The following is a 16,716-nucleotide window of genomic DNA, read 5'->3' as shown; positions in this document are numbered from 1 at the left end:
ATGGGGAAAGTTCAGCGGACCGATATAACTATAATTTGGAGAACACCGCTTATGTTTAAAAGAACACACATAGCCAGTGCTGTAGTTATGGCATTTACCTGTCAATTTGCTTTTGCACAGGAGGAAGCACCAAACACTCCTGAGAATAACGTCGATGAGATGGAAGTTATTCAAGTATCAGGTATTCGCGGCAGTTTAAACAAAGCGTTAGATGAAAAACGTGCAAGCGTTCAAATCGTGGATGCAATTGTTGCTGAAGATATTGGTAAATTCCCTGATAATAACGTAGTTGAAGCATTACAACGTGTAACGGGTGTACAAACAACTGGCCGTGGTGCTGGTGAAGTAAGCGCGGTTTCAATCCGTGGTCTTACTGATGTTAATACCACAGTTAATGGTCGCGCTATCTTTACAGGTGCGGGTCGTGATGTGGCGCTGCAAGACATTCCTGCAAGTTTACTTTCAGGCGTAACAGTTTATAAAACCCGTTCGGCGGACCAAATCGAACGCGGTATCGCAGGTGCGATTGATATTAAAACTCACCGCCCTTTCAACTTCGAAGGTGAAAAAGTTGTTTTAGCGGCACGTGCGATTTACTCAGATCAACCAGATGAAGTTGATCCAAATATCAGTGCATTACTCTCTAACCGCTGGGAAATCGACGGCGCAGGTGAGTTTGGTGCATTAGTTAATCTTTCATACGCTGAAACACATTACCGCGATGACACCATCACAGCGGGTGCTGCATTCCCATTCTTTACTGATAAGCCACAATACAACTACTCACCGTATTCACGTGTTCCAAATGAATTCTGGACTCAAGGTACTGAGTTAGGTCTACCTACTGCGGCTGGTTCTACTTTAGACGTAAATGGCGAGCCAACAGAATACCTACTTGCACGTGATGCTATTTTTGGTACTTCATATACAGGTCTTCGTAAGCGCCCGGCTGCGTCTGTATCTTTACAGTGGGCACCAGATGAAACCCTAGAAATCACAGCTGAAGGTTTCTACACAGGTTACGAAAACGAATCGCAAAACGCTATGTGGTTCTCAAATACGTTTGAAAATGGTAACGGCTTTATTGAAACACCAACTGTGTTTGATGGCACTAATGTAATTAAAGAAAAGCAAGCGATTGGCGCTGGCGGTTTCCAAAGTGGTGACTTTTCATATGGTAAAACAGATAGCTACTTATATGCGCTAGGTGCAGAGTGGCTAGCAAGCGATTACCTAACTATCAACACTGAAGTTGTTTACCAAGACAGTGAGTTCGAAACAGATTTCTTCGCAATGCGTTTTGATCGTGTAGCGACGGGTCTTGACGTTGATTTTAATGATAAAGACGGCGTACCAGGCATCGCGTTTTGGGATGATCCAAACACAGCGGTAAACGAAGCTGATATGGCTGCTATCGAAAACTGGAATGCTGGCACTATTTATGACAATGGCGGCGGTAACGCGGGTGATGCATTAACTTTCACATTTGATGCTGAATACCTAATTGGTGGTACTTATTTTGATAAAGTGAAATTCGGTGGTCGCTACGAAAAACGAACTGCGCAAGAGTACACACGTGGTCAAGATACTGGTATTGCCAACACATCTGTAGCTAGCTTAATTGAGCAATTAGCTGCAGCTGGGGCATCTGGTGATGGTTCTGGTATTGTGTTCCAAGTTGATGATTATTTCGATGGCCGTGCTGACGTCTTTGACAGCTTTGTAACTGCTGACGGTGGTTACATGCTAGATAACGGTGATGCTGTTCGTAGCGTATACGGCCTTGAAGCTGAAGACGTATACAAAACATTTGATATCGAAGAAAACTCATACGCGCTGTATGCAACAACTAACTTCTTCTTAACGGAAGATATTAGCGGTGAGTTTGGTTTACGTTATGTAAGCTACGAGCAAGACATGGACTTTGTTGCTGAGTCTGGTGGCATGAACTCAAATGTATTTGAAGAAAGCTCAGCAAGTGCAGATAGCAGCGCATTACTACCAAGCTTAGTACTTAACTGGAACATCACTGATGATGTAGTGGGTCGTGTTGCGTACACAGAAACATTACGTATGCCTAACTTTGCTGACTTGAACGCGCTGCAATACTGGTACGATCCATTAACAGAAGGTGCTACATACGGTACAGGTAATGGTGGTAACCCAGAGCTTAAACCAACAGAGTCAAAGAACTATGACGTATCACTTGAATGGTACTTCGCAGATACAAGCTCACTTTACGCGGCTTACTTTTACCGTGAAATCGAAGGCTTAGTTGTTGCAGGTCGTAAGCAAGTTGTGCGCGAGGGCGATGATGGCGTAACACGTCCATACGTATTGAGTGCACCAGTGAATGCTTCAAACGGTGAACTGTCTGGTTTAGAAGTTGGTTTAGTTTACTTCCCTGAAAACCTACCAGAGTACTTAAACGGCTTTGGTGTGCAAGCAAGCTACACGATGCTTGATTCAGAACAAGATACACCAGAATTCAATGAGCTAGGTGAAATTTCTGGTTATGTAGATTCGCAAATGACAGGTGTTTCTGATGAATCTTACAGCATCGTAGGTATCTACGAGCGTGATTCATTCGACATGCGCTTATCTTATGTATGGCGTTCTGAGTTCTACACAGGGAACGAAGCAGCAATCTTTGCTAACCCAATTCAGTTCTGGAATCGTCCTGAGCAAAGCTTAGATTTCCAATTTAGCTACAATGTGAATGATGACTTTGTTGTAACCTTTGATGCAACGAACATCCTAGATGACGTATATCAGAGCTACTACGGTGAAGGTAACGACAACCTATTTAACTTTGGTAACGGTATCTACTCACGTACATTCGCACTAGGCGCACGTTATTCTTTCTAAATTTCTTTTATAGACCTAAAAACCCCGGCTTTGCTGGGGTTTTTTATTGGTTTTTATAAACCAAACCATCGGTCGAAAAGAGTTGCGATTTAATAAGTATGATAATACTATTAATTAGATTAGCATTAAATTTACAAAAATAACGAACGCAATGGCCAAGCTGTGTAATATCTAGGGCTATAAATTTATTTGATACGCAATGTTGAAAGCTTTTTAGCATTGCTTGAAATAGTGAGCGGCGGCTCATTATTGACCAATTAGGGTGTTGTTGTATGGAATCTCAAAAGTTATCCGTTGTAGAAAAGGTCGGCTTTGGCGCCGGCGACATGGCAGTAAATGTCATGGTTGCAGCGTTATTCTATTTTATGTCTTTCTTTTACACCGATATCTACGGACTTGATCCGGTTGATATGGGTGTGTTGTTCTTAGTGGCGCGTTTTGTTGATGCCTTTACCGATCCATTAATGGGGGTGATCACCGACAAAGTGAAAACCCGTTGGGGTCAGTTCCGTCACTGGTTCTTATTTTTATCTGTGCCTTATGGTTTATCGGTCGTACTGTTATTTACCACGCCTGATTTCGACTACAACATGAAGTTAGCGTGGGCTTATGCCACGTACTTGTTTGCGACCTTGATGTTTACCGGTGTTGCTATTCCTTATATCTCTTACATTGGTGTATTAACTGCCGATCCAAAAGAGCGTTTGTCAGCTAATGGTTACCGTATGTTCTTCGCTAAGATTGCTAATGTAGTGATCGTATTTTCAGTGCCGCTACTTGCCTCATATTGGGGAGATGGCAGCTTGTCGTATGGTTATAAACTGGCAATGGCATTGGTATCGGCATGTGCCGTAGCACTATTTTTGTTTTGCTTCTTTACTACTCGCGAACGTATTACCCATGAGCCACAAACCGAAGGTGTACTTACGCAATTAAAAGTACTTATTAAAAACGACCAATGGTTACTACTGTGTGCAGCATGTGTACTTGGTACGCTTGGTTATGCGATTCGTGGCAGTGTTGCTATGTATTACGCAACCTATTACTTAGGTGTACCAGATTTAGCAGGTGCCTTTACCAGTGCGGGTATTGCAGCATCTATTGTCTCAATGGTGGCAAGTACGTGGATCACCCAGCGTTACTGTAAAATGAAGCTATTCCGTCAATCACAAATCGCCGTGCTATTTATTTCATTGCTAATGTATTTTGTAGTGCAACCGGGCGATGTAATGATGGCGTTTGTGCTTTATATCATCTTGTCATTTGTGGTTGATTTACATGCGCCAGTGTTCTGGTCTGCAATTGCTGAAGCCGTTGATTACGGTGAAATTAAAGACGGCGTTCGTGCATCGGGTCTATCGTTTGGTGGTATTTCATTCTGCCAAAAAGCCGGGGGCGGTTTAGCGGGCTTAGCGGGTGGTTTATTACTGGCATTTTTTGAGTACAAGCCTAACGTTGAGCAAACTGAATTTACCCTTATGGGCTTAGCACTGATGCTAACTATCATTCCGGGTGTTTTCCACGCCTTACTAGGTCTGATTTTGAAAAAATACAAAATTACCGATGAGTACTATACGGATATGGTTATTCATAAGCGTCTACCAAAATAACCACTCTTTAAACGCACACACTAAATAAGTGTGTGCGCTTTGCTCTTTAAAATAACAATTTGCTGGGAGACAACAGTATGAACACATTCAAGGTTAGCTATTTAGCAAGCGTTTGCGCTGCAATTTTAACTGTGTCCGGTTGCAGTGAAATGCCAACAGACAGTAAACAAGCCGCTTCAGTGGAGCATGCTGAACTTACCAGCGAACAACATTTATTTGCCCTAAATCAAGTAAGTTTAAGCGCCAGCCCGTTTTTACATGCGCAGCAAACGAATGTGCGTTATTTATTAGCTCTTCGTCCTGATCAGCTGCTTGCTCCTTATCTGCGTGAAGCCGGCCTTGAACCAAAAGCGCCTAACTATGGCAACTGGGAAAGTACTGGCCTTGATGGCCATATTGGCGGTCATTATCTTTCAGCCTTAAGCCTTGCGTGGGCAGCCACAGGTGACGAAGAATTAAAGCAGCGTTTAGATTATATGCTAAGCGAGCTAGATCGCGCCCAGCAAGCCACTGGTGGTTACTTAGGCGGTATCCCAAATGGCGATGAAATGTGGCAGCAGATTGAAAAAGGTGAAATCAAAGCCGATTTATTCAGCTTAAATGACCGCTGGGTACCGCTTTATAACATAGATAAAATTTTCCATGGCTTGCGTGATGCATACGACGTAGCAGGCAGTGATAAAGCCAAACAAATGCTATTTAAGTTAGGCGAATGGTTCTTAGCGACCACTGCCAAGCTAACTGATGAACAAGTTCAACAAATGTTGTATTCAGAGCATGGTGGCTTAAATGATGTGTTTGCTGATATGTACTTTATCAGTGATGATGAGCGCTACTTAAAGCTAGCCCGTCAGTTCTCTCATAACATCATCATTGAACCCTTATTACACAAAGAAGATAAGTTAACTGGCCTACATGCCAATACGCAAATTCCAAAAATTATTGGTATGTTGAAAGTAGCAAATGCCAGCGATGACAAAGCATGGCAGCAAGGTGCTGACTTTTTCTGGAAAACAGTCAGCCAAGAGCGCTCAGTATCAATTGGCGGTAACTCAGTACGTGAGCATTTTCATGATAAAAGTGACTTCACGCCGATGGTTGAAGATGTTGAAGGTCCAGAAACCTGCAACACTTACAACATGATGAAACTGAGTAAGTTATTATTCTTAAAAACCGGTGATACGCGTTATTTAGACTATTATGAGCGCGCCACATATAACCATATTTTATCGTCACAACACCCAGAGCATGGCGGTCTTGTTTACTTTACCTCAATGCGCCCTGGGCATTACCGCATGTATTCGTCAGTGCAAGATTCAATGTGGTGCTGCGTAGGCTCAGGTATTGAGAATCACAGCAAATATGGTGAGCTGATTTATAGCAATACCGGTAAAGAGCTATGGGTGAACTTGTTTATTCCAAGCACGTTAAATTGGCAACAGCAGGGTTTGCAGATCACGCAAGACAGCCAATTTCCAGATGGTAACAAGGTTTCACTGACCGTGAATCGTTTGTCTGAGGGGCAAAGCACTGAGTCGGTAATTCATATTCGTAAACCGTCTTGGCAGCAAGGTGAGCTGAGCTTTACTTTAAATGGACAAGCTGTAAGCGCAACCGAAAAAGATGGTTATTACAGTATCAGCCATGCATGGCAAAGCGGTGATAAGCTTGCCTTTGAGCTTAGTCCTAAGCTTTATACTGAGCAGCTACCTGATGGCCAGCATTATTACTCTGTGATGTATGGGCCTGTTGTAATGGCTACCAAAGTACAAGCATTTGCAAATGAGCAGCTTAACTTTGTTGCCGATAATAGCCGCATGGGCCACATTGCCGCGGGGCCGACTTGTCCGCCAGAAGCTCTGCCAATCATGCTGAGTGAACCAGAAAAATTTATTGCCGATCTTACTCGTAAACCGGGCCAAGAGCTTGCATTTATCGCCGATAAAAATGTGGCGATTGCCAAGCAAGGTATCGATAACACTAAAAGCACAGAGCTAATTCCGTTCTTCCGCTTACACGATAGTCGCTATCAAGTGTATTGGCCGCAGCAAAGCGAAGCAGAGTTCACGCAATTTGTTGCCGATGCAAAAGCGGCTGAGCAAGCGAAAGAACAGCTTCGTTTATTAACCGTTGACCAAATTACACCGGGTGAACAACAACCTGAAGTCGAACACGACTTTAAAGGTGAGGGAACCCGCGCAGGTGTTAATAATGGTCATCACTGGCGCGATGCGACAGGTTGGTTTGAGTATCAGCTTAGTAACCCAGAACAAAAAGCGGTTGCTTTGCGTGTTCGCTATTTTATTGGCGATGTAGATCGTCATTTCTCTATTAAATTAAATGGCGAGCAATTAGCTGCGGTTAGTTTGCCTGTAGGTAAACCAACGGATGAGTTCTACACCATTGATTACCCATTAACAGAAGCAATGAAAAAGTCGAAAACCCTTACCTTACGTTTTGCTGCCGACAAAGATTCTGTTGCCGGTGGTATCTATGGTATTCGTTTAATCAATGCACAATAAAGAGTTGGCTATGTTAAGCAACAATGTGTTTGCGACGGCTAAAGAGCATGTTTTACCGTCGCTTTTAGATAACAGCGCTGAGCAACACAGTTTTTACCAAACACCGACAGGGCTTGGTTATCGAGTAATTGAGCAAGGTCAGGGGGATAAACCTTGTTGGGATGCCACAGTGACTGTGCATCAACGGGTTACCCTTACAAATGGTCGGGTGTTATTTGATACTCGCAAGCAAGGCGCCGCTGTAGAGTACGAAATTGCAGAGGCGATAGTGGGTTTGCAAGAAGCGTTGCAATTAATGAATAAAGGCAGTCGCTTTGAAGTTTTAATTCCTGCGCATCTGGCACGCGATGTGTACAGCGCATTTATTGAAGAAAAGCATCAGCAGGGCTGCCAAAGCCCCATGCTCGTTGATATTACCTTGATTGATTTTAGTTAATAACGCCTACTTTCAACCTCAAACGAGGTCATTAAAGCAAATAAAAAACCTGCAATTTTGCAGGTTTTTTGTATGTTGAATAATTACTTTTTAAGCTTGGTTTTAAGCTTATTTAGGTCGGCTGGGTTAACAACCGGCCAATCGTTTTTCCAGCTCATAGGTAAAATACGTAGCTTTTGCACGCCGTTATCGGCTGTTTCGTAGGCGTGTAATACTAAATAGTCTTTGCCATCAAAGGTGTACGCAGCATTATGACCAAGAGCAGCCCAGTCTTTATTACCTTCAATAACTAAACTGCCACCGCCATCAACCATAGAGCGACCTTGTTGATCTAAATATGGGCCTTCGATGTTTTTGCTGCGACCTACGCGTACGTTGTAAGTACTCTCTACGCCACGGCAGCATTTATCAAACGAAACAAATAGGTAGTAATAGCCGTTCTTTTTAAAGATATAAGGTGCTTCAATCGGGCCATGTTCCGTGTTTGGACGACTCGCAATGTGATGCCACTTTTCAGGTTTTGCTAAGCGCACCATGTCATCATCAAGTTTTACTAGTTTAAGGCCGCCCCAGAACGAACCAAAGCTCATCCACGGTGTACCATTCTCATCTTCGATTATTGCAGGGTCGATAGCATTCCAATCGTCTCGCTCAGGCACTGATTCAACCACTATGCCGTAGTCAATCCACTTGTAATCAGGTGATGATGGGTCAAGGGTTTCGTTAACCGTTACACCAATTGCCGAAGTGTTTTTGCCAAATGCAGAGACTGAGTAATAAAGGTAAAACTTACCATTTTTCTCATACACATCAGGTGCCCATAAGTGGCCATCAAAGCTTGGTGAAATACGCTTTGCCCAACTTGGCTCGTCTTTAAAAACGCGGCCTGTGAGTTTCCAGTTGGTTAAATCTTTCGATTCATAATAGGTAATACCAGGGCCTGTGCTAAATACATAGTACGTGTCGCCCTCTTTGGTCATCACCGGATCGTGTACTTCAACTTGCTTTGCAGAAACGGCTGCGGCAGAAAAAAGTAGCCCTGTTGAAAGCCACTTCATTGCGTGTGTCACCTTACTTACGGGTCTCATGCTTGAATACCTTTTGTTGTTTTAACTCTTGTGTTCATTCAGCTACTATATAATATGTAATACAATATTAACAATAAAATCGAGACGAAATACAGGACACATTATGCTCAAAAAATTATCTCGGCTAACGCTTCTTAGTGCGTTAAGTGCCTCGCCATTGTCAGCCCTTGCTGATGCTAATAGTAGCAAGACTTTAGCGCCAATTGATAACCCCATTGTACTCAAACGTGCTGATCCTTGGTTAGTTCGCGATGATAAAAGTGGCTGTTACACGTTTATAGGTAGTTCGCCGAAATTTGATGAAATTGAGCTGCGCCAAGCTTGTCGTTTAAACGATTTAAAATTAGCTGAGCCGAAGGTTATTTGGCAAAAGCGCGATAAAGGCCCAATGAGTGTCAATATTTGGGCCCCTGAGCTACATCAGATTGATGGCAGTTGGTATATCTACTTCGCTGCAGGTGATATCGAAAAACCGTTCAGTATTCGCATGTATGCACTTAAAAACGACAGTGCTAATCCGATGCAAGGTGAGTGGCAAGAAATGGGGCAAGTAACTAGCCACCTTGATAGTTTTTCGCTTGATGCCACAAGTTTTACGCACAAGGGTAAGCGTTACATGATTTGGGCGCAGCAAAACCAGCCTGCAACCTATAACTCAGCTTTATGGTTAGCTGAAATGGACTCTCCAACATCAATTAAAGAGCCTATTATTGCGATTACAGAGCCAACCCTCGAGTGGGAAGTGCAAGGTTATAAGGTCAACGAAGGTGCTGCTGTTATCATCCATGGCGATAAAATATTTGTCACTTACTCAGCCAGTGCCACCGATCATCGATATGCGATGGGCTTGCTATGGGCAGATGTGAATGCTGATTTGCTTGATCCTGCTAGTTGGCATAAAAAGGCTGAGCCGGTGTTCACCACCAATGCTGAGCTAGGTCGTTTTGGCCCTGGGCACAACAGTTTTGTAAAAGCTGAAGATGGTGTAACCGATTTAATGATTTATCACAGTCGTGACTATAAAGAGCTGAAAGGCACACCGCTTACAGACCCAAATCGCCATGCGCGAGCACGCATTATTACGTGGGATAAAAACGGTTTTCCTGTGTTCTCACCAGAACTCGCTGATTAAAAAAGGGCGCCAATTGGCGCCCTACAACTTTGGGAACGAACGATTACCAGAAGCGGTAGTAAATAAAGGCAGTAATACCAATAATACCCGCGGTATGAATGTAATCCCACTTATCTAAGCCGGCAGCTACTTCTTTCATAGTTGCTTTATCTAGGCTTGAGAAAGTAAGACCTTTCAATTGTTCTTCGTCTGCTTGTTTGGTGAAAATACTCACCACAATCATAATCGCAACGACCACGACAAATAGCAGAATACAGTAATATAACCAGTTCATTGTGGTGATCCACGCAAATGATGAACCTGTTAAATCATCTTTAAATGGCAGTAACACTAAGCGGATCATACCAAGCACAAAACCTGATACTAAGCCCACAAAACCCGCTGTTGGAGTGATGCGTTTACTACATAAACCTAGTAAAAATACCGCAGCAATACCTGGTGCAATAAGAGACTGCACACTTTGCAGATATTCATAAAGCACATCGGCAATTAAGCTCATGACGGGTATCCACAGAAGACCTAATACAACAATCACGATAGTGGCAATACGGCCTACTTTCAGAAGGTGCTTCTCAGATGATTCTGGTTTGAATTTCTTATAGAAGTCAATGGTAAATAAGGTTGCTGATGAGTTAAATAATGATGCTAAAGAGCTCATAAGAGCTGCTACTAAACCACCAATTACAATCCCCTTAACGCCGGCTGGTAATAGCTCAGCAACTAAAGTTGGGAAAGCTTGGTCAGCACTTTCATAGCTAATAATACCTTTAACATTCAATGCGTATGCAATCATGCCTGGTACTAAGAAGATAAATACAGGAAGTAATTTTAGGTAACCAGCAAACATGGTACCGCGACGCGCTTCTTTAATGCCTTTTGCAGATAAAACACGTTGTACGATGTATTGGTCGGTACACCAATACCAAAAACCAATAATGAATGAACCAAATACAATGCCAGGCCATGGGAACTCAGCATCTGAAGCACTGCGAATAAGGTGCATATTAGCATCGTTGATACGCTCAACTTCTGCCCAGCCACCTACTTTATCTAGACCAACAACTAATATGACTAAGGAGCCAATAATGAGTACAGGGGTCTGCAACACCGAGGTCCACATAATGGCTTTCATACCGCCAAGTACCGTATAAATACCGGTGATAACCACTAGGCCAATAGCTGAAATCCAGAAGAAGTCGATGCCCCAAATGCTCTCAATACCTAATATTGTTTTAAATGCGATACCGCCGGCATAAACCGTTACCGCAACCTTGGTTAGTACATAACTAATCAATGAGATAACAGATAAGAAGGTACGTGATTTAGAGTTAAAGCGGCGCTCTAAGAATTCAGGCATGGTGTAGACTTTACTACTCCAATAGAAAGGCACGAAAATCCAACCGAGCAGTAGAATGATCCACGATTGCATCTCCCAGTGAGCCAGTGCCATACCCGATTGTGCACCTGAACCTGAAAGGCCCACTAAATGTTCCGAGCCAATGTTCGATGCGAAAATAGAGGCACCAATCACTAACCAACTTGCATTACGACCCGCTAAAAAGTAATCAGCGGTGTCTTCTTCTTTTTGTCGCATAGACATCACGACAACGCCTAGTAACAGGACAAAAAATCCTGCTAGCACTGCCCAGTCTAAGGTACTTAGTTCGACCATCGTGTGTTCCACCTAATTTAGAAAGAGAATTTTGCTTTTTTAGTTGTTGAATAAAAATATTATATTATAAATAGGTTAAGTGAAAGAGATTTGTTAAAATAAGGTGACAGTCTGTAGGTGAAATGATGACTATGTTGTTCGAAATATAGACACTTGTATTAGGTTGTTTTTTGCTTGTTATTGATTTTAATCAATTATTTCCAGGATGACGGAATAGCTTTATAGATGTATCATATTACTCAGATCTTTTGAGGAACACACATGGCGCGTTTAGAAAATTTAAACCTATCACAACAAGTTACCAATGAGCTTGGTAAAGCAATTATTGTTGGTGATTATAACACTGAAACGGGGCTACCAACCGAAGCACAACTTTGTGAAGTGTATGGTATTAGCCGCACAGCTGTTCGTGAAGCAGTGAAAATGCTTGCTGCAAAAGGACTGATTTCTTCTCGTCCACGACAAGGTATTCGTGTTGAGTCGGCGGAGAACTGGAACTTATACGACACAAGCGTATTAAAATGGTTGTTAGAAAGCAGCCCATCACTTTACGTACTTAAAGAATTTCTACAAGTGCGCTTGGCGATTGAGCCACAAGCAGCAGCACTTGCAGCAAGAAAAGGCGACCAAGCAGCCATTGCAGAAATTAAAATGGCACTAGATAAAATGCAAGCGGCAGCAGAAGAGCCAGAAGGCGTAATGCATGAGCCAGATCTTGCCTTCCACACAGCAATTTTACATGCCAGTGGTAACCGTTTTTTCTATCAATTACGTGATTTTATTCGCACCGCATTACATGTGAGTATTCAACATACTACACCTGCTAAGGGCAATAAAAAGGCTATCGCTGAAGAGCACTTTAAAGTGTATAACGCGATTGCGAGCGGCGACCCTGAGCGTGCTAAAAACATGATGACGTACATGATTGATGAAGCAATGGCGTTTATTGAAAAAGAAATCGCCGAAAAAGAAGCGGCTCAATAAGTATCACTTTTTGACGTTGTAATTACTTTAAAACAAAAGGTTATCATGCCAAATTCGAACGAGCTAAAAACAGTTTACCCAAGCCTTGCTGGTAAGAGTGTGTTTATTACTGGTGGTGCATCGGGAATTGGTGAAGTAATGGTAACGCGGTTCTGCGAGCAGGGCGCGAAAGTCACCTTTGTTGATATTGCAACTGAGCAAAGCGATGCGTTATGCGCAAAATTAGCTGGCAAATATGAGTTTGACCCGCAGTTTATCCATTGCGATATTCGTGATGTTGAAGCCTTAAAAGCGGCCATTGAGCAAACTCGTCAGCAACAGGGTGACATAGGTGTGTTAATTAATAACGCAGCCGATGACACCCGTCATGCCGCTGAAAATATGGATGTGAAATATTGGGAAGATAAGTTTGCCGTTAACTTGCGCCCGTGTTTCTTTTCATCGCAAGCTGTGGTTGAACAGATGCAGCGTTTAGGTGGTGGTAGCATTATTAATATGGGGTCGGTTAGTTGGCGTATTAAGCAAACAGGTATGCCTGCCTACACAACTGCCAAAGCGGGGATTGAAGGTTTAACCCGTTCATTAGCTGCTTCATATGGTAAAGACAATATTCGTGTGAATTCACTGGTTCCGGGTTGGGTGATGACAGAGCGCCAAATCACTCATTGGCTAACCCCAGAAATGATTGAAGATGTTCGTTTAAGTCAGTGTATTAACGAAACAATTCAACCAGACCATGTGGTAAATGCGGCATTGTTTTTGGCCGCTGATGACAGCCGAATGATGACAGCACAATCATTGATAGTGGATGCAGGTTGGACATAATTTTGCGAAACAATCGCAAAACAACTAGCTTGCAATAAAAATTTTTACATAATTCAAATTATACTATAATAATAAAATATGGGTTATAGAATCAACAGAGCTCATACTTAGGAAGGTGGTAAGAAAGTTTGACCGACTTTGTACTTGTTTATTTAATTCTGATTATTGGCGCTTGCCTGCAAAGTGTTATTGGCTTTGGTCTAGGCATGCTATGTGTGCCTGTGCTTTACTGGCTTATGCCAGAGCTGGTGCCTGGGCCAATGATTCTGAATGCGCTGTTTTTAACGTCGGTGTTAATGATTAAACACCGCGGCGCGATAGACATGAAACAAACAGGCATTTCCATTATTGGTGGTGCAGTGGGAGTTATCTTTGCTGCTGTGGTGATGTGGTATGTCAATGCGAAGCAGTATCAACTCTTGCTAGGAGTGAGTATTTTGGTAGTGGTGGCATTGTCTATCATAGGTATGAAACCAAAAATTTCCACCATTACAAGCTTACTCGCGTCAATGTCGTCGGGCTTTTTAGGTACCACAACGTCAGCCGGTGGTGCGCCAATGGGGCTACTCTATCAAGCTGAAGATAAAGACAAAATTAAAGCAAACCTGAGTGCCTTTTTTGTATTTATAAACTTGTTTGGCATTATTGTATTGATGCTGACAGGCTCTGCCGATATGGCTGATGTAAAGCTGTTCTTTTTCTGCTTACCCGCTATTTTAATTGGCTGGGGCTTGTCGTTTGTGATCAACAATAACCTCAATGAAAAGGCCATTCGCGGCATCATCTTGCTGGTTGCTGGCTTATCTGGTCTAGCACTTATTTTCATACACAGATAGAATGAGAATAGTTCAGCAGTTTGTGTAATGAAGCCTATGCTCGATGACACCATTAAAGTAATCATTTCTAGCCAATGCCAATTAGGTGAAGGTGCCTATTTTGCAAAGGCGCATAACTGTTTATTTTGGGTCGATATTTTAGGGCAGCGTTTGTTTCGTTTGCATTGCCAATCAATGCGCGTCAGCCAGTTTACCATGCCAGAACCAATTTGTTGGGTGATGGAAACCGAGCAAGCAGAGTTAGTTGCAGGCTTTGCTAAAGGCGTTTATAAGCTTAATAGTGAAGACTTTAGCCGCGAACTTCTTTACTCAATCGATCACGAACCCTCACAAAACCGCTTAAACGATGGTAAAACGTCTCGCCAAGGCTTTGGTTTTTTTGGCTCAATGGACTCTCAAGAGCAAACCAATAGTGGCAAGTTATACCGTTTTGGTCATGGTCAGGCTCCGACAGCAGTTGATCATGACTACACCATTAGCAATGGGCCTGCGGTAAGTAAAAATGGCCAGTTTCTATATTCTACAGACTCAGATAAACAAACAATCTACCGCTTCACTCTGAATGAGCATGGCGAGCTTGCTGATAAACAAGAGTTTATTCGCTTTACTGACAATATGGGTTTTCCTGATGGCATGACCGTTGATAGCGAAGATCATCTGTGGGTTGCTGCATGGAATGGTTATGGCGTGTATCGTTTTGCCCCAAACGGTGAGCAAGTACAGTTTATTCGCTTACCCGCACCGCGTGTTACGAGTGTCGCATTTGTAGGTGAAGAGCTCACGCATCTGGCAGTGACAACTGCGGCAGTAGGGCTAGAAGACTCAGTGCTCGCTGATTACCCTCACAGTGGTGGCGTGTTTATTCTCGAGCCGGGCGTTAAAGGTATTGCTGAAACGCCCTTGAAGCTATAGGTTTTCCATTACTTGATAACGCAACTCGCCAATAAACGAGCGTGCTGCAGGACCCAGTTTGTCACCGTCTTTAAAGAGTAAATGTAACTTAGCGCTGCGACTGCTGTTATGGGTTAAATTAAGTGCTTTCATTTGCCCTGCCGCAAGTTGTTTTTCTATCGCGACTTTTGGTAACCACGCAAAGCCCAGTCCATTACTGATCATATCAATTGAAGTGCGTAAATGAGTAACAGTCCAGCGTTGATCGGCACCTAACCAGCCACCATCTTGTTTGTGTTTATTCGCTGAATCGCGAACTACAATTTGGCGGTGTGATTTTAAATCTTCGAGTGTGATTTCACGCTCTATCTCATGCAAGGGGTGATCTGGATGTGCTACAGCAATAAACTCGATATCACATAACTCTTCGTGAAAGTTTGCTGCAATTGGAAAGCCGGTAATGGCAATATCAACCTGATCGTTTTCGAGCAGCTCATTGCCCCCCATTAGCACAGATTCATGCAGCTCAATACGCAGTTGCGGGTATTGCGATGACGTGTCGTTAAGTACTTTATAAAGCAGTTGTTGTGGGAAAATAGCATCAACAGCAATGCGTAACTTACTTTCGATACCTTCACCCAAGGTTTGCCCAATGGCCTCAACTTTAGCTGCCTCATCAAGTAAGTAATTAGCACGGCGCAGCATCATTTCGCCGGCTTCAGTGAGCACGGTTTTACGGCCTTGAATGCTGAATAACTTTACATCGAGTGCAGATTCAATTTTGCCAACTGCATTATGAATACTCGACTGGCTTTTATGAATACCTTGTGAGGCTTGGTTAAAGCCTCCAAATTCAACAACAGCACGAAACATGCGCCACTGTTCTAGCGTAATTCTTAGCATGATGTTCCTTTGCTTACTTAACTACCTAATAGTACCTGTAAATGCTGAAAAAGTTTACTTTTTAGGTGAGGGCAACTCAATATACTCAAGCTCATCACCGGGAATTTTAGCAAAACGCTGTGCTTGCCAATCTTGTTTTGCTTGCTCGATGCGCTCTTTGCTGTAAGCAACAAAATTCCAGTGTAAATACGGGACTTTATTGAATTTACTGCCACCGAGTAAAATAAAGCGGCTGTGCACCAGTGTCGTTATTTCGTGTTCGCTGTCATCAAGTAGCACAAAGTCGCCTTGGGTATAGCGAGTATCACCCACACTAATTTCACCATAAATAACATATACAGCGGTTTCATGGTGAGGATACGGCTTAGTTATATGGCTACCTTGCTCTGCTACCGTATCGACATAAAACATCGGTGAGTAGCTTTTCACAGGGGAGCTTAAGCCATAGGCATCACCGACAATGAGTCGCATCAGCACGCCTTTTTCGATTTTCTCAGGCAATTGCTGTTTTTTGATATGTTCAAAACGCGGTGCTATTTCGGTCATACTCTCAGGTAAAGCAACCCAGCATTGCAGACCATTAATGTCGTGCTCGCTCGCCCGCACTTCAAGGCTTTCTCTTTCTGAGTGCACTATACCGCGACCTGCGGTCATCCAGTTAACATCGCCGGGTTCTATTTGCAGGCTATTACCTAGCGAATCGCGATGGTAAATATTGCCAGTAAATAAATAAGTGAGCGTTGATAGGCCAATATGAGGGTGAGGCTTCACATTTATGCCTTCACCGCGAGGAAAGTGATTTGGCCCCATGTGGTCAAAAAAGATAAATGGGCCAACCATTTTTTTGTCAAAATGAGGCAAGATGCGTTTTACATCGAGCCCACCAATATCATGGCTGGTTGCTGTTAATAACGTTGCCATATTCGCGCCCTCTTAAAAACAAATTCAG

The 16,716-nt window shown here is 43.0% G+C and carries 13 protein-coding genes; 9 read left to right on the top strand and 4 right to left on the bottom strand.

What is annotated here, in order from left to right; translation table 11 throughout:
- The first annotated feature begins 51 nt into the window (after positions 1 to 51).
- From J8Z28_RS17370 to J8Z28_RS17355, 4 genes are all read left to right on the top strand, one after another.
- On the top strand, positions 52 to 2,868 hold the full coding sequence (locus J8Z28_RS17370; protein ID WP_062566348.1) for a TonB-dependent receptor: 2,817 nt from the start codon (positions 52 to 54) through the stop codon (positions 2,866 to 2,868).
- 272 nt (positions 2,869 to 3,140) lie between these two features.
- On the top strand, positions 3,141 to 4,478 hold the full coding sequence (locus tag J8Z28_RS17365; protein WP_054552279.1) for an MFS transporter: 1,338 nt from the start codon (positions 3,141 to 3,143) through the stop codon (positions 4,476 to 4,478).
- A 77-nt stretch (positions 4,479 to 4,555) separates the two neighbouring features.
- Entirely contained in the window at positions 4,556 to 7,000 is a 2,445-nt protein-coding gene (locus J8Z28_RS17360; RefSeq protein ID WP_062566347.1) for a glycoside hydrolase family 127 protein, read from the top strand.
- A gap of 10 nt (positions 7,001 to 7,010) precedes the next feature.
- On the top strand, positions 7,011 to 7,436 hold the full coding sequence (locus tag J8Z28_RS17355) for an FKBP-type peptidyl-prolyl cis-trans isomerase (RefSeq protein WP_062566346.1): 426 nt from the start codon (positions 7,011 to 7,013) through the stop codon (positions 7,434 to 7,436).
- 83 nt (positions 7,437 to 7,519) lie between these two features.
- Here J8Z28_RS17355 and J8Z28_RS17350 read toward each other — a convergent pair whose 3' ends face one another.
- Entirely contained in the window at positions 7,520 to 8,494 is a 975-nt protein-coding gene (locus J8Z28_RS17350) for an arabinan endo-1,5-alpha-L-arabinosidase (protein WP_058586036.1), read from the bottom strand.
- 133 nt (positions 8,495 to 8,627) lie between these two features.
- On the opposite strand from J8Z28_RS17350, the gene J8Z28_RS17345 reads away from it, so the two are divergent.
- Complete coding sequence (locus tag J8Z28_RS17345; RefSeq protein WP_062566344.1) at positions 8,628 to 9,656, top strand: glycoside hydrolase family 43 protein; 1,029 nt, start codon at positions 8,628 to 8,630, stop codon at positions 9,654 to 9,656.
- Between the two features lie 43 nt (positions 9,657 to 9,699).
- Here the strand turns inward: J8Z28_RS17345 and J8Z28_RS17340 are convergent, their stop codons facing one another.
- Entirely contained in the window at positions 9,700 to 11,328 is a 1,629-nt protein-coding gene (locus J8Z28_RS17340) for a sodium:solute symporter (RefSeq protein ID WP_055020596.1), read from the bottom strand.
- A 261-nt stretch (positions 11,329 to 11,589) separates the two neighbouring features.
- On the opposite strand from J8Z28_RS17340, the gene J8Z28_RS17335 reads away from it, so the two are divergent.
- The 4 genes from J8Z28_RS17335 (at position 11,590) to J8Z28_RS17320 (ending at position 14,885) form a co-directional block, all read left to right on the top strand.
- A complete protein-coding gene (locus J8Z28_RS17335) occupies positions 11,590 to 12,312 on the top strand; it encodes a FadR/GntR family transcriptional regulator (RefSeq protein WP_062566343.1) in 723 nt (240 codons plus the stop codon).
- Positions 12,313 to 12,357: 45 nt separating this feature from the next.
- Positions 12,358 to 13,137, top strand: a complete 780-nt coding sequence (locus J8Z28_RS17330; protein WP_054562977.1) for an SDR family NAD(P)-dependent oxidoreductase — start codon at positions 12,358 to 12,360, stop codon at positions 13,135 to 13,137.
- Between the two features lie 128 nt (positions 13,138 to 13,265).
- Positions 13,266 to 13,973, top strand: a complete 708-nt coding sequence (locus J8Z28_RS17325; protein ID WP_062566342.1) for a sulfite exporter TauE/SafE family protein — start codon at positions 13,266 to 13,268, stop codon at positions 13,971 to 13,973.
- 27 nt (positions 13,974 to 14,000) lie between these two features.
- Positions 14,001 to 14,885 (top strand): SMP-30/gluconolactonase/LRE family protein, encoded by an 885-nt coding sequence (locus J8Z28_RS17320; RefSeq protein WP_240701514.1) that lies wholly within the window; start codon positions 14,001 to 14,003, stop codon positions 14,883 to 14,885.
- On the opposite strand, the gene J8Z28_RS17315 is transcribed toward J8Z28_RS17320, so the two are convergent.
- The gene (locus J8Z28_RS17315) at positions 14,880 to 15,767 is read right to left on the bottom strand and encodes a LysR family transcriptional regulator (protein ID WP_054562975.1); all 888 of its coding nucleotides are present in this window, start codon (positions 15,765 to 15,767) and stop codon (positions 14,880 to 14,882) included. The two genes, J8Z28_RS17320 and J8Z28_RS17315, sit on opposite strands and share 6 nt — an antisense overlap.
- A gap of 54 nt (positions 15,768 to 15,821) precedes the next feature.
- Positions 15,822 to 16,688, bottom strand: a complete 867-nt coding sequence (locus J8Z28_RS17310) for a pirin family protein (protein ID WP_062566341.1) — start codon at positions 16,686 to 16,688, stop codon at positions 15,822 to 15,824.
- Between the last annotated feature and the right edge of the window lie 28 nt (positions 16,689 to 16,716).

The organism is Pseudoalteromonas sp. SCSIO 43088 (genome assembly GCF_023650795.1).
GTDB classification, from domain to species: domain Bacteria; phylum Pseudomonadota; class Gammaproteobacteria; order Enterobacterales; family Alteromonadaceae; genus Pseudoalteromonas; species Pseudoalteromonas shioyasakiensis.
Note: the sequence above shows the minus strand (reverse complement) of the source record. Positions and strands in the feature narration are given on the sequence as shown.

Coding starts and splice junctions, on each gene's coding strand:
- J8Z28_RS17370 (WP_062566348.1), top strand. CDS start 52: ATGTTTAAAAGAACACACATAGCCAGTGCTGTAGTTATGGCATTTACC.
- J8Z28_RS17365 (WP_054552279.1), top strand. CDS start 3,141: ATGGAATCTCAAAAGTTATCCGTTGTAGAAAAGGTCGGCTTTGGCGCC.
- J8Z28_RS17360 (WP_062566347.1), top strand. CDS start 4,556: ATGAACACATTCAAGGTTAGCTATTTAGCAAGCGTTTGCGCTGCAATT.
- J8Z28_RS17355 (WP_062566346.1), top strand. CDS start 7,011: ATGTTAAGCAACAATGTGTTTGCGACGGCTAAAGAGCATGTTTTACCG.
- J8Z28_RS17350 (WP_058586036.1), bottom strand. CDS start 8,494: ATGAAGTGGCTTTCAACAGGGCTACTTTTTTCTGCCGCAGCCGTTTCT.
- J8Z28_RS17345 (WP_062566344.1), top strand. CDS start 8,628: ATGCTCAAAAAATTATCTCGGCTAACGCTTCTTAGTGCGTTAAGTGCC.
- J8Z28_RS17340 (WP_055020596.1), bottom strand. CDS start 11,328: ATGGTCGAACTAAGTACCTTAGACTGGGCAGTGCTAGCAGGATTTTTT.
- J8Z28_RS17335 (WP_062566343.1), top strand. CDS start 11,590: ATGGCGCGTTTAGAAAATTTAAACCTATCACAACAAGTTACCAATGAG.
- J8Z28_RS17330 (WP_054562977.1), top strand. CDS start 12,358: ATGCCAAATTCGAACGAGCTAAAAACAGTTTACCCAAGCCTTGCTGGT.
- J8Z28_RS17320 (WP_240701514.1), top strand. CDS start 14,001: ATGAAGCCTATGCTCGATGACACCATTAAAGTAATCATTTCTAGCCAA.
- J8Z28_RS17315 (WP_054562975.1), bottom strand. CDS start 15,767: ATGCTAAGAATTACGCTAGAACAGTGGCGCATGTTTCGTGCTGTTGTT.
- J8Z28_RS17310 (WP_062566341.1), bottom strand. CDS start 16,688: ATGGCAACGTTATTAACAGCAACCAGCCATGATATTGGTGGGCTCGAT.